Origin of the sequence: Citricoccus sp. NR2 (genome assembly GCF_027594385.1) — a bacterium.
In the GTDB taxonomy this organism is placed as follows: Bacteria; Actinomycetota; Actinomycetes; order Actinomycetales; family Micrococcaceae; genus CmP2.
This window is the reverse complement of sequence record NZ_CP115154.1, coordinates 362,023-374,412: the sequence shown is the minus strand read 5'-3', so window position 1 is coordinate 374,412 and position 12,390 is coordinate 362,023. Positions and strand designations below refer to the sequence as shown.

The 12,390-nt window shown below is 62.6% G+C and carries 11 protein-coding genes; 7 read left to right on the top strand and 4 right to left on the bottom strand.

What is annotated here, in order from left to right; all coding sequences use genetic code 11:
* Window positions 1-161 precede the first annotated feature (161 nt).
* Both O1A05_RS01745 and O1A05_RS01740 read right to left on the bottom strand, forming a co-directional pair.
* Entirely contained in the window at window positions 162-560 is a 399-nt protein-coding gene (locus O1A05_RS01745; protein ID WP_270106383.1) for an MGMT family protein, read from the bottom strand.
* A 48-nt stretch (window positions 561-608) separates the two neighbouring features.
* On the bottom strand, window positions 609-1,343 hold the full coding sequence (locus O1A05_RS01740) for a DUF1648 domain-containing protein (RefSeq protein WP_270106382.1): 735 nt from the start codon (window positions 1,341-1,343) through the stop codon (window positions 609-611).
* 124 nt (window positions 1,344-1,467) lie between these two features.
* Between O1A05_RS01740 and O1A05_RS01735 the strand changes: the two genes are divergently transcribed.
* The 4 genes from O1A05_RS01735 to O1A05_RS01720 all read left to right on the top strand — a co-directional run bounded on the left by O1A05_RS01735 (window position 1,468) and on the right by O1A05_RS01720 (window position 5,940).
* On the top strand, window positions 1,468-2,121 hold the full coding sequence (locus O1A05_RS01735; RefSeq protein ID WP_270106381.1) for an IclR family transcriptional regulator: 654 nt from the start codon (window positions 1,468-1,470) through the stop codon (window positions 2,119-2,121).
* Between the two features lie 144 nt (window positions 2,122-2,265).
* Window positions 2,266-3,558 carry a CaiB/BaiF CoA transferase family protein gene (locus tag O1A05_RS01730; protein WP_270106380.1) on the top strand — a complete coding sequence of 431 codons (1,293 nt, stop codon included), beginning with the start codon at window positions 2,266-2,268 and terminating at the stop codon, window positions 3,556-3,558.
* 19 nt (window positions 3,559-3,577) lie between these two features.
* Complete coding sequence (locus O1A05_RS01725) at window positions 3,578-4,513, top strand: hydroxymethylglutaryl-CoA lyase (protein ID WP_270106379.1); 936 nt, start codon at window positions 3,578-3,580, stop codon at window positions 4,511-4,513.
* Complete coding sequence (locus O1A05_RS01720; RefSeq protein WP_270106378.1) at window positions 4,510-5,940, top strand: 2-hydroxycarboxylate transporter family protein; 1,431 nt, start codon at window positions 4,510-4,512, stop codon at window positions 5,938-5,940. Before O1A05_RS01725 ends, O1A05_RS01720 begins: the two co-directional genes overlap by 4 nt.
* Before the next feature lie 9 nt (window positions 5,941-5,949).
* Here O1A05_RS01720 and O1A05_RS01715 read toward each other — a convergent pair whose 3' ends face one another.
* Window positions 5,950-6,720, bottom strand: coding sequence for a PIG-L deacetylase family protein (locus tag O1A05_RS01715; protein WP_270106377.1), 771 nt, complete (start codon window positions 6,718-6,720; stop codon window positions 5,950-5,952).
* 246 nt (window positions 6,721-6,966) lie between these two features.
* On the opposite strand from O1A05_RS01715, the gene O1A05_RS01710 reads away from it, so the two are divergent.
* Window positions 6,967-7,338 carry a hypothetical protein gene (locus O1A05_RS01710; RefSeq protein ID WP_270106376.1) on the top strand — a complete coding sequence of 124 codons (372 nt, stop codon included), beginning with the start codon at window positions 6,967-6,969 and terminating at the stop codon, window positions 7,336-7,338.
* 155 nt (window positions 7,339-7,493) lie between these two features.
* Here O1A05_RS01710 and O1A05_RS01705 read toward each other — a convergent pair whose 3' ends face one another.
* On the bottom strand, window positions 7,494-9,380 hold the full coding sequence (locus O1A05_RS01705) for a helix-turn-helix domain-containing protein (RefSeq protein WP_270106375.1): 1,887 nt from the start codon (window positions 9,378-9,380) through the stop codon (window positions 7,494-7,496).
* 328 nt (window positions 9,381-9,708) lie between these two features.
* On the opposite strand from O1A05_RS01705, the gene O1A05_RS01700 reads away from it, so the two are divergent.
* Together O1A05_RS01700 and O1A05_RS01695 are read left to right on the top strand one after the other, a co-directional pair.
* Window positions 9,709-10,614 (top strand): alpha/beta hydrolase, encoded by a 906-nt coding sequence (locus O1A05_RS01700; protein WP_270106374.1) that lies wholly within the window; start codon window positions 9,709-9,711, stop codon window positions 10,612-10,614.
* Between the two features lie 117 nt (window positions 10,615-10,731).
* Window positions 10,732-12,378 carry a flavin-containing monooxygenase gene (locus O1A05_RS01695; RefSeq protein ID WP_270106373.1) on the top strand — a complete coding sequence of 549 codons (1,647 nt, stop codon included), beginning with the start codon at window positions 10,732-10,734 and terminating at the stop codon, window positions 12,376-12,378.
* Window positions 12,379-12,390: the final 12 nt, after the last annotated feature.

Sequence of the window (12,390 nt, the reverse complement as noted above, 5' to 3'; positions counted from 1 at the left end):
CTCAACAGATTCTTCACGTGGCAACATGACTCGTCGTCCTTCTTGCACTGCTGTCGGTGACCTGGCTGGCCAGCTTAGACTTCTCACAGTATCAATTGGAGTCCGGGCGCTCGGCGACGGTGCCATACTCCTCTCGACTCCGCGCGACGAGGCGACGGGGCTCAGGCCGAATCGTCAGGGGCGGCCTGTTCGGGGAACCACACTGCCTGGCGCAGTCTCACGCGCTGTCCATCGGGAGTCAACGGGCACCCTTCGGTGCGTAGAAGTTCCAGGGCTGTCTCTCTCAGTCGTGTCGGCGGGGCGCCGGCGGCGTTGACGACACGCCACCATGGAACCCGAACGTCGGCGGAGTTCACGGTGGGACCGTGGGACAGGACACGTCCGACCTGACGCGGCCCGCCCCGGTGCAGGGTCTCGGCGACGATCTCGGCGATCAGCCCGTACGTCATCGCCCGGCCTTCCGGGATCTGGGTCACGAGGTCCAAGACCGCCGCTTCGTACTCGGCGGCCCGTGCTGCCGGGTCCTCTGTGTGCGTCGGCTCTGGCTGCGTCGGCGTCATCGCAACACCTCCTCTTTCACCGCGTTCATCGTTGGCTGCCGAGGTGTCTCAGAGCGACAGAGCGATCAGCAGTAACGGCGCCAGCACGACGACGGCGAAGACGACGATCGCCACTCTGCCCTTGCGCGAACCCACGTTCACGGTGGTGCCGATCCCGTAACCCTCGCGCTTCGGCACCATCATCGCCGGATTCTCAGGGTCGTTGTGGAGCCCCATCGGCAACCAGAGTGCGTCCTCGGCGGCCTCCTCCGGGGTGGGGCGCAAGCCCAGCCGTTCCGCGATGCGATCCGCCCAGCGTTGATGGGAACGATACACCGGCCCTCCGATAATGAAGATCGCTACGAGGATGACGAGAACCATCCACATCGACGGCGACCCCGGTCCGTCGCCCATGCGCCACGTCTCCATATTGAGCCAGCCCAGCAGGAGGGTAATTAGCGCGGTCACCCACCCTAAATACTCGATGGTGCTTCGATGTGCGGCCTCCAGGCGAGTTCGCCCCCAGGCAGTGAGATCAGGTGAACCGGGACTCATGGCCGGAACCATGGCACCGAGCGAAGCGATAAGGATGAACATTCCGGAGCCGATGATCACGGGGGTGAACACGGAGCCGAAGCTCTTCTCGGTCCAGCCGCGGACCTCACCGTCGGGGCCCCAGCCGGTGGGCAGCATCTCGGGAAGCTGGTCGTAGATGACCGCGCCCCAGGTGTAGGCGGCGCCGAGGATGAGGAGGGCGAGCAGATAGGGAACCCACAGTCGGGTGCGGCCCTGCTGTGCCGCCATCGCCACCCTATGGTGGTCGGAATTTGGCTCATAGTCATCCGGTCTCATTCCTCCTAGCTTAGGTCGCTGAGGTGACGACGTGGAGGCTGGCGCTGGAGATGGCCGTTCCCATAGAATGGGAAGCATGACTGAGTCAGTATCGTCCTCGTCGTCATCGAACCGCACGCTCGGTCGGGTCGTGCAGATCCTGGACGCTCTGGACGTTTCCTCCTGCAGTGCCTCCGAACTCGCACGGCGCACCGGTCTTTCGGTGTCGACTGTGCATCGGCTGGCGATGTCGATGACGGAGCACGGATTTCTGCGCCGCGATAGCGACGGACTCTTCCGGATGGGGCAGCGCTTTGTCCGCTCCGCACTGGAGGCAGCCGCGTTGCCGGTGCTGCGGGAATTGCAACGAAAGACCGGGGAGACCGCACAGCTGTGGGTGCGTCGCGGCGAGCACCGTCTGTGCCTGGCCACCGTTGATAGCGCCCATGAACTGCGTGCGGCCTTGCCCCTGGGGACCCGATTGGCCCTTCCCGCCGGGTCGGCCGGCCGCATTCTGGCCCGAGACCAGCGGGCCTGGGCCGAGGTCGCCGAGCGCGGTTGGGTCGGGGCAGAGAGCGACCGCACGCCAGGGTTGGGTTCGGTGAGCGCGCCCGTGATTGTCGGTGAACAGTTGATTGCCGCCGTCTGTCTCGCACTGCCGCTGGTGCGTGTCACCGTGTCGCCGGGCGAGGATTTCGGGGACGACGTGGTGGCCGCCGCGCGCGAGATCGCCGCGGCAGCCCACCACTGAGGCGCCGCGGTTTCCCACTTTCCCAGACCGTGGGAAGTTTCACGCGGAATCATTGTGACCTGAATCACGGGGCTGTACGGTTCCTGCAACCCAAAAGCAGGGCATCCCATCCAGTGGGAAGCTCGCGAGGAAAGGTGGCAGGCCATGGTGGCTCACGAGAATCATCCCCCGTTGGAGGGCGTCCGCGTCCTGGAACTCGGCAACTTCATCGCCGCGCCCTTCGCGGCCCGCGTTTTCGGCGACTTCGGCGCCGAAGTGATCAAGATTGAACGCCCGGGATCCGGCGATGAACTGCGCGACTGGCGCAAAACCCGGGGCGAGACCTCAATGCTGTTCCGCACCCTGGCTCGGAACAAGAAGTCGGTGGAACTGGATCTGCGCAGTGACGCCGGCCAGGCAGCCATCAAGCAGCTGGTGGCCAGCACCGACGTGGTGATCGAGAACTTCCGCCCGGGCACCCTGGAACGCTGGGGGCTGGCCCCGGAGACCCTGATGGAAATCAATCCCGATCTGGTGCTGGTGCGGATCTCCGGGTACGGGCAGACCGGCCCGTACCGTGATCGGGCCGGCTTCGGCTCCTCGGCTGAATCCTTTGCTGGGCTGCGCTACATCACCGGTGAGCCGGACCGTCCCGCGGGCCGTGCGGCGGCCTCTATGGGAGACACCGTGGCCGGGCTCTACGGGGTGATCGGCGCACTGATGCTGATGTTCCAGAAGGCGCAGAAGCGCGCGGCACGAAACCAGGCGACGGAGACGGACTGGTCAGCTGACTCGACTGACCCGCAGACCCTGGCCCAGCGCCAAGTGGTCGACGTCGCCCTCTACGAAGGGGTCTTCTCCCTGCTGGAATCCCTCGTACCCGACTACGACGCGTACGGCATGGTGCGCCAGCGCACCGGCGGCCGACTGCCCGGTGTGGTGCCCACCGGCTCCTACTCCACCGGTGACGGGCTGGAAGTGGTGATCGGCGGGAACTCGAACTCGGTGTTCCGCCGCCTAATGACCGCCATCGATCGTCCGGATCTGGCCGAGGATGACTCGCTGACCACCACCGAGGCGCGCGGCGCCCGGGAAGAGGAACTCAACGGAGCGATCACCGAGTGGACCTCGGCGCGGGATCTGAAGGAGGTGCTCGACGCCCTCAATGAGGCCGGGGTGCCGGCCGGGCCGGTCTATGACGCCCCCAGTCTGGCCGAGGACGAGCACTACCTGGCCCGCAACATGATCGAGGTGCACGACGTCGTCGTCGAGGATCAGCCGGAGCCGATCCGGTTCCCCGGCGTGGTGCCCAAGATACCCGGGCACCAGGGTGAGGTGCGCTGGGTGGGGCCCGACCTCGGCGAACACACCGCGGAGGTGTTGGAGGGTCTGGAAGGTTTCAGCACCGAGCAGCTGGCCGAGATGACCGGGCGCAGCGTCGTCGGCGCGGATCGCTGAGATCGGAAGCGTGATGACAATGCCGAATCAGCTGCCGAATCAGCCGACACATCAGACACAGAGCCAGGCACAGCACCAGGCCGATTCCGTGCAGATCACCGACGTGCTGCTGCGCGACGGGCTGCAGGATGAGAAGTCCGTGCTGACCCCGGAACAGCGCATCGACCTGGGTCAGCAGCTGGCCGCCGCCGGGGTGACCCGGATGGAGATCGGCTCCATGGTCAACCCGGCGCGGGTGCCGCAGATGGCCGGTAGCGAGGACGTGCTCGCCGGGCTCCAACGCACCACCGACGCCGAGCTGACCATGCTGGTGCTCAACGCCCGTGGCGTGCAGCGCGCAGTCGATGCGGGGGCGGAACACATCCAGATCGTGGCTTCGGCCTCGGAGGCGCACAGCCAGCGCAACGCCGGCCGGTCGGTGGAAACCGCGATCGCCGAACTGGGGGAGCAGCTGGCGGTGGCACCGGACACCCACTTCTTCGCCGGGATCTCCACCGCCTTCACCTGCCCCTTCGAGGGAGAGATTCCCGCCGAGCGCCTGGTGCGCATCGTCCGCCAGTTCGCGGCGATGGGCGTCACCGAGATCGGCCTGGCCGACACCCTGGGCACCACCGAACCGGAGAAGGTAATGGCCAGCCTGGATACGGTGCTCGCGGCGGAACCGGAGCTGACCTATCACCTGCATCTGCACAACGCGCACGGCCGCGCCCTGGACACCGTCGACGCCGCGCTGCGCGTGGGGGTGCGCCGTTTCGATGCGGCCGTCGGCGGCTACGGAGGCTGCCCCTTCGCCCCGGGTGCGGCCGGAAACCTCGCCACCGAGGAACTGGTCCGCCACCTGCATGCCGCCGGGGTGGACACCGGCATCGACCCGGCCGCGGTGGCCGAGGTCTCTCGCCGGGCAACCGCTCTGCTGGCCGCTGCGCCAGCGCTCGATCTTCAGGAGTCCCGATGAACACCCGTGCTGATCAGACCGACAAGACGCTCGCTCACGACGCGATGGCCATGGACCTGATGGCCGGAACCGGGCTGGAATCCCCCGTCGCTCGACCCACCGACCAGCGCCGCGGAGCACACTATCCGGGGTCCACCCGCACCCGGATCGCCTCACTGCCGGTGCCCGTGTACCTGGTGATGGCCGGGATCGTGCTCACTGCGGCCATTCTGGGCACCATCCCTCCGTCGATGGTCTCCGGGTTCGCCGTCACTATCCTGCTGGGCGGGGTGCTGATCTGGGTGGGCAACCTGATTCCCCGGGTGCGTGACTTCGGGCTGCCCACGATTCTGTGCACCTTCGTGCCCTCGATCTTGGTGTTCTTCGGGGTGATGCCGCAGAACATTATCGACGTCGTCACCGGGTTCGTCACCGAGCAGGGGTTCCTGGACTTCTTCGTGATCGCGATCATCACCGGATCGATCATGGGCATGCCGCGGGCACTGCTGATCAAGGCCGGACCGCGCTTCGCCATCCCGCTGGTGGGTTGCCTGCTGCTGACTTTCCTCATCGTGGGCACCCTGGCCACCCTCACCGGACGCGGATTTATCGAGGGCATCCTGATGTTCGCCGCCCCCGCCATGGGCGGCGGCATCGGAATCAGTGCCATCCCGATGTCGGAGATGTACTCGGCTCAGGTCGGCGGAACGCCCGCGGACTTTATGGGCGACCTGATGTCGGTGATCGTGCTGGCGAACATCGTCTGCATCCTCTGCGCCGGACTGCTGAACGGGCTGGGCAAGAACGGCAAGCAGTGGTTCGTCGGCTTCAACGGCAACGGCCAGCTGCTGCGGGTGCAGGGCAAGCGCGAGGATCTGAAGCTCCCGGCCAAGCGGAAGGTCTCCTCCTTCATCTCCCTGGGTAAGGGGCTGGCCATTGCGGCCACCCTGTTCGTTGCTGGCAACCTGCTCGGGGCGACGGTGGGACTGCTGCACGCCTACGCCTGGAGCATTATCCTGGTGGCCGCGGTGAAGCTGTTCAACGTGCTGCCGCAGGACGTGGAAGACTCCGCCACCGACTGGGGCGACCTGGTCAACGCCACCCTGGTGCCAGCCCTGCTGGTGGGGGTGAGCATCTCCTACATCAACATCAACGAGGTGCTCGATTCGCTCTCCAGCCCATCGTTCCTGTTCCTGACGGTCACCACGGTACTGATTGCGGGCATTACCTCGGGGGTGATCGGCTGGTTCCTGAAGTTCAACTTCATCGAGATCAGCATCGTGCCCGGGCTGATCATGGCGGATACCGGAGGTTCCGGTGACGTGTCGGTGCTCTCGGCCGCGGATCGCATGCACCTGATGCCGTTCGCGGCGCTGAGCACCCGGTTGGGCGGGGCGCTGAACCTGTTCCTGGCCACCCTGCTCACCCCGCTGCTGGTGCTGAGCTGACCTCCTGATCTACATCGGGTAGACGCGGAAAACGACCGCGTGCACCGGGGAGCTGGTGCGCGCGGTCGCGTCGTCGTCGCGAGTGAATTCCTCTAACATGGCGCGCGGTTCCGGATGATCCGGCAGCGCCTCAAGGTAGCCGCGGTGGGCTTCGAGTGAGCGGATGCTGCGTTCCAGGGGCTCCCCGGTGATCTCGAGCCGGTGGGTGGGGTGCTCGGCGCCGAACACCAGCAGTCGGCCGACGTGCCAGGCGGGCAGGTGCAGGTCCTCGGGCGGATGATCCAGCAGGTCGCGGAACACCCACGGATTGTCGGCGTCGCGCAGGGCATCGAGCACGCTGATCCCGGCGGCGCGGTGGTCGGCTTGGTTCAGCCCCCAGGCGACCTCTTCGGCCCAGCCCATCGTGACGACGACGGTGGGTCGCAGCTCGCGAATCGTGGCAGCGATGGCGCGACGCAGGGCGAGGGTGGGTTCGAGCATCCCGTCCGGAAAATCCAGGATGCGCAAATCCTCGACGCCGACTTCGGCACAGGCGCGGCGCTGTTCCTCGGCGCGCATCGGCCCGGTCCGCTCCGGGGCCAGGTCCCGAATGCCGGCCTCACCGGAGGTCAGCAGCAGATAGCTGACCGGGATGCCCTCGTCCGTCCAGCGGGCGACCGCCGCGGAGGTGCCGTATTCCATGTCGTCCGGATGGGCAACCACGCACAGGACCCGGTCCTCGGCGGTGAGCGCAAGATCCTCTAGTGGTTGCTGCGATGCGGTGCCAGCTGAGTCACTCATGGTGCGAGCCTAGCAACCGGTGCCCGTCAGGAAACCAGTTCGGGTTCGGTGGTTCCCTCGCTCGTGTTCCCGGTGCTGTGGGCGGCCAGGGCGACGAAGGCGCGGTCACGCTGCATCAGCGCGGTCATCGAGTCAGCGGTAGAGTTTATGAGTGTCATCAAGCGGTAATTTTTCAGGCACAGGAATGTCAAAATTCGGGTGTTCAGCGTACTCTTGAAAAATATGAACAAGCCAAGGAGGTTCGCGATGACGATGGTGCCGACTCCATCACGAGGCAGCTCGGTGCGTATCGAAGAATCCGCCGTCGTTGAAGCGCTGACCGGTTTTCTCCCCGTCGCGCTCATCGCCTCCAGCGCTGGCGTCAAGGATCCGGGGCAGGTGCGCAAGTGGCGCAGTGGGGCGCTCAAACCGACACCCGCATCTGCCGCCCGCCTGCGGTTCTTGCTCGATCAGGCTAACTACATTGCCCAGAAAGAGTCCCGCGGAATTGCATCCGCATGGCTCACCTCAGCCAACGAGCAGTTGGACTATGATCTGCCCTTGAAAGCGATCCGCGAAGAACGCTTCAAAGATGTGGCTGAAGCAGCCGCGGCGTTTGTGAACGGTTACGCAGGGTGAAGCACTGGATCTGCAGAGAAACGGGCCTCTCGATTATTGAGGGGTCCGTTTCCATTCACAGGGTCTCCAGCAATAGGACAGATTGTGGGCCACTACAAGGGACTGACCGGCATGCCCGCAGGCACCTCACAGCTTATGAATAACCCTGATCAGAACTAAGCTTCAATCTTCAGCGTCCGCAGCTTTCGGTACAGAGTTGTCCGACCGATACCGAGCAACTCGGCCGCGCGCGCCTTGTTCCCTCCTGCGTCTGCAAGCGCAGACTCGATTGCACTGCGCTCTGACCGTTCATAACGGCTCAGCGGTGACCGGGACGCACGTTGGATCTGCTTCGGAAGATGATCCAGTTCGATGATTCCTGCACCCGAAACAGCATCGGCGGTTCTGAGAGTCTCAATGAGCTCAGTGACATTTCCCGGCCAGTGCCATGCCATCAGCGCACGGAGCGCAGCAGAGCTGAATTTCATCCTCGAGTTTCCCCCACGTATTTCCTCATTCAGGGACTTGATGAATTGCGGAATCATCGGTGACAGCTCCTCCAGCGAGGGAACTTCGACGACCGGTACGACAGATTTCGCTTCCCCGAATCTGATTTCTTCGGCAGAGTCAATGAGCTCGAGCATGAAGAGGAACCGACTGTCATCGCCGTACCTGTTGGCTTTATCCCAGACATCGACGAGACGTGATCTGTCACTACTGCTGAGCATATGGGCGTCAGCAACAATAACGCTTTGCCCTTCTTCCAATGCCTTCTCGACCTCGATGACGAGAGCTGTTGCATTGCCTGCCTTCTTCGCGTCAGGACAGTCCTCTCCACGGTCTCGCTGGCGCCCGGGCAGGGTCTCAATGAGCTTCGGCGATCTACCGGTCTCACCGGCGATCCATGCGGCCGACTGGTAACGGCGCCCCGTCCCGGGCCGACCAACGACCCTGATGATTCCTCTGCTGCCTGCTTTCGCAGACAGCTCGCGGCGCAACGAAGCATACGGGTCGCTGTCTAGCTCGACTGGACCGCCGGCGATCTTTCCCAGCAGTGGTTCAGCGTCTCGGTTCTGCCGCATCTGAAGGTCATTTTCGTGACAGAGTTCGGGTGTAGAGTCGAACAATCGGTCATGCGAACGACGTTCGAACCGGTCCGCATCGGTCGGAGATATGAACTCGACTGCCCAGATCGAATCGTGGGCGTCGCCAGCGCGGCCCAGCACTCGCACGGTGCCAACCCCATGGACCTGCACGTCAAACGACTCACCTTCAGATCGATTTCGCTGGATGCTGTCCCACAGAATTGCATGCTCCTCAGCTCCGATGTGTGGAAAAGCGTCCTGACCCGCCATGACTATTTGTGAACTCATCACCGCAACATGATGTCCCGAACTCCGCCAGCGCCGGTACATCCGTGCCAGTTCAAGCGCATGGGAATCAGCGTGCGCTTCGATCTCATCGCTGATCTGTCTCGCTAGCTGCCTCGTCATCGACAGCATGAGCTGGTTGGCCGATCGTGACGGTGCAGCCAACGATATCGAGCCCACTATCCGGCCGGTAAGTGGATGCCGCAATGGAGCACCCGCGCAGGTGAGGTTGGACAGCGACTCATTGAAATGGGCAGAACCTTGTACATAGACAGCGTCTTGAGACTCCACAGGCGTGCCCAAACCGTTGGTCCCCAGGCTGTTCTCGGAGAAGTCAAAGCCTTCAGCTGCGTGCACTCGGTCGAGCAATCGCATCGACTGAGCCGATGTGCCACGACGCCCCAGGATTCGACCCTCCTGATCGCCTAGAAGGATCGTCATATTCGCATCGGCCAGGCTCAACTGCCATTGATCGAGAATCGGGCGGGCCATGCGCAGCAGGGTCGCCTCAGGATCGATTTCGGCTGCGAGTCTGGGCTCAGCATCCGGCCGTATCTTCTGGGAGGCGGATCGACGCCAGCTCCGCTCTATCTCGGGTGGCACGAGATCTGGCGGAAGGCGCACATCATGCAGGCCAACCCTAAGTAGATCTTCTCGCGCCTTCCTCACTTCATCGTTCGGGTTGACTTTCACTTCCGTCCTCGTATCCACATCTGAATTCAGGCTCCAGTCGGTGTCTGGAGACCTCGGCATCGATATTGATCTGCTTCACGTGTTCCAAGTCACACCATCATAGAGGCTCAGCTTCCTACTTGCCCCTTCTCCCGGCAGAACAATTATGTTTCACATTGGAACACCGACCCCTTCAGCGTGAAATTAGCGTGGAATGCACAACCTTCGATTCGGGACGGCCCGGTCATACGAGATATGCCTGCATCCGCACCACAGCCGACCGAAGACCCAAGGTCCGAACCGACAGGTCAACAGACGGTTGACCACCTCACACAAAGGAGTGCACACAATGGCCGCGACCAACGATTCACGAGACGTCCTCAAAGATCTCTACGCCGAGTGGGATTCGCTGATGGCGGAGAACCCGACGATGTCCATGAGGATGCTTCGATCCCTCTTCGATGAATGGCACCAGTCGACAACCGAGCCTGAAAACGTGACCTACAAGGAAGACACAGTCGGAGGTGTCAAGGGCATCTGGTGCCTTCCGGCAGACGCCGACCAGTCCCGCGTCCTTCTCTACACCCACGGCGGTGGTTTCGCAGTCGGATCCGCCTCAAGTCACCGCAAGCTGGCCGGCCACGTCGCCAAGGCACTCGGAGTCACCAGCTTCGTCTTGGACTATCGTCGAGCTCCGGAGCACCCACATCCCGCACAGGTCGAAGATGGAGTTGCAGCATTCGAGGGGCTTGTGGCCGCCCACATCAAGCCTGAGAACATCTCCACCATCGGCGACTCAGCAGGCGGCAATCTTGCCATTTCCATTCCGTTGGCGCTCAAGGAGAAGGGTGCACAGCTCCCCGGAAACGTCATCGCTTTCTCCCCATGGCTGGACATGGAGAACCTAGGAGAGACTCTGAGCACGAACAATGACACGGATGCTCTGATCACGCCTGAACTCCTCGAAGGAATGATCGCCGGTGTCCTCGGAGAGTCCACCGACCCGAAGACTCCCCTGGCCAACCCTCTCTACGCCGACCTCACAGGCTTCCCGCGCATCTACATCACGGCAGGAAGCATCGAATCTCTCGTCGATAACGCAACACGCTTCGCTGACCGTGCAGAACAAGCTGGTGTCGATGTGACGGTGTCGATCGCAGAAAACCAGCAGCACGTCTACCCGATCGCCGCCGGTCGCAATGACGTCGCCGACGAGGAGATCGCCCGCATCAGCACGTGGTACGCGTCAGCCTGATCGACTCTGTCTGATCTCCCTCCATCGTCACTCTCAAGCAGTCATCTGACTCGGAGATGCCCGTAGGCAACCGGCCGATGATGCTCCCACCTCAATGACTCGAAAGAAGGCCAGACCATGTCTGAATTGTCATCCGACTCCAACCGTCCCGCCCCCAGAGAAGTAGATGCTGTTGTTATCGGTGCAGGATTCGGCGGAATCTACGCCGTCCACCGCCTTGCCAACGAAATGAACATGTCTGTCGTCGGCATCGAGAAGGCAGACGGCCCCGGCGGAACCTGGTATTGGAACAGATACCCCGGCGCACTGTCGGATACCGAGAGCTTCGTCTATAGGTTCTCATTCGACTCGGAGCTGCTCCAGGAAGACACGTGGGCTGAGTCGTACCTGACCCAACCGGAGATCCTCGACTACATCAATCGAGTGATCGACAAGTACGATCTGCGCCGCCATTTCACCTTCGGTTCCGAAGCGACATCTGCGGTCTATGATGAGAACGACAGTCGCTGGACAGTGACCACAGACTCTGGAACCGTCTACCGCGCGAAATACATCGTCAATGCCGTCGGCCTCCTGTCAAAGATCAACACACCCGATATCCCTGGTCTCGATGATTTCAACGGCGACCTGCTTCACACCGGTGCTTGGCCGGAGGGGATCGATCTCTCGGGCAAGCGAGTCGGAGTCATCGGCTCAGGATCGACGGGAACCCAGGTTGTCACTGCGCTCGGCAAGGTGGCGGGCCACCTCACCCACTTCATTCGCACGCCCCAGTATTCGGTCCCTGTGGGTAAGCGTCCCGTGTCTGAAGCTGAGCTTGCGGAGACGAAACGCAATTTCGATGCGATCTGGGATCAGGTCTACAGCTCCGGTGTCGCCTTCGGCTTCGAGGAATCGACGATCCCAGCATCATCGGTGTCCAAAGAAGAACAGCAACGTGTGTTCCAATCGGCGTGGGAGCGCGGCAACGGATTCTACTTCATGTTCGGCACGTTCTCCGATCTGGCCGTCGACGAAGCATCCAATGAAGCTGCGGCCGCATTCATTCGTTCGAAGATCGCGGAGACGGTCACTGATCCGGAGAAAGCGCGCAAGCTGACTCCTCACGACCTCTATGCACGACGCCCGCTCTGCGATGATGGCTTCTACCAGACATTCAATCAGGACAATGTCGATGTCGTTGCGCTTCGTGAAACACCGATCAGCAAAGCCACCGCGAACGGAATCGTCACAGAGGACGGCACGCTGCACGAGTTGGACGTCATCATCCTCGCAACTGGCTTCGACGCTGTCGACGGCAACTATCGAAAGATGGATATTCGCGGGCGCGGCGGCAAACACATCAATGACCGCTGGCAGGGTCACCCGGACAGCTACCTCGGTGTTGCAACCGCAGAGTTCCCGAATTGGTTCATGGTTCTCGGGCCCAACGGGCCGTTTACGAATCTGGTGCCCAGCATCCAGACGCAGGTGGAGTGGATCACCGAGCTGATCGGGTATGCAGAGAAGCATGGGATCTCATCGGTCGAGCCGAAGGAGGAATCGGTCGATGAGTGGACGGAAACGTGCACGACGATCGCCAATGCGACTGTCTTCGCCAAAGCAGACTCCTGGATTTTCGGGGCGAACATTCCCGGGAAGAAGCCGTCCGTTCTCTTCTATCTCGGCGGTCTGGGCAATTATCGCGCCAAACTCGCCGAGGTTGCTTCTCATGGATACAGCGAGTTCGCTATCGAATACGACGACGTCGCGCGATCCGCCTGATGAAGTGCGGTG

Coding starts and splice junctions, on each gene's coding strand:
- O1A05_RS01740 (WP_270106382.1), bottom strand. CDS start 1,343: ATGGCGGCACAGCAGGGCCGCACCCGACTGTGGGTTCCCTATCTGCTC.
- O1A05_RS01720 (WP_270106378.1), top strand. CDS start 4,510: ATGAACACCCGTGCTGATCAGACCGACAAGACGCTCGCTCACGACGCG.
- O1A05_RS01700 (WP_270106374.1), top strand. CDS start 9,709: ATGGCCGCGACCAACGATTCACGAGACGTCCTCAAAGATCTCTACGCC.
- O1A05_RS01710 (WP_270106376.1), top strand. CDS start 6,967: ATGACGATGGTGCCGACTCCATCACGAGGCAGCTCGGTGCGTATCGAA.
- O1A05_RS01735 (WP_270106381.1), top strand. CDS start 1,468: ATGACTGAGTCAGTATCGTCCTCGTCGTCATCGAACCGCACGCTCGGT.
- O1A05_RS01725 (WP_270106379.1), top strand. CDS start 3,578: ATGCCGAATCAGCTGCCGAATCAGCCGACACATCAGACACAGAGCCAG.
- O1A05_RS01730 (WP_270106380.1), top strand. CDS start 2,266: ATGGTGGCTCACGAGAATCATCCCCCGTTGGAGGGCGTCCGCGTCCTG.
- O1A05_RS01715 (WP_270106377.1), bottom strand. CDS start 6,720: ATGAGTGACTCAGCTGGCACCGCATCGCAGCAACCACTAGAGGATCTT.
- O1A05_RS01745 (WP_270106383.1), bottom strand. CDS start 560: ATGACGCCGACGCAGCCAGAGCCGACGCACACAGAGGACCCGGCAGCA.
- O1A05_RS01695 (WP_270106373.1), top strand. CDS start 10,732: ATGTCTGAATTGTCATCCGACTCCAACCGTCCCGCCCCCAGAGAAGTA.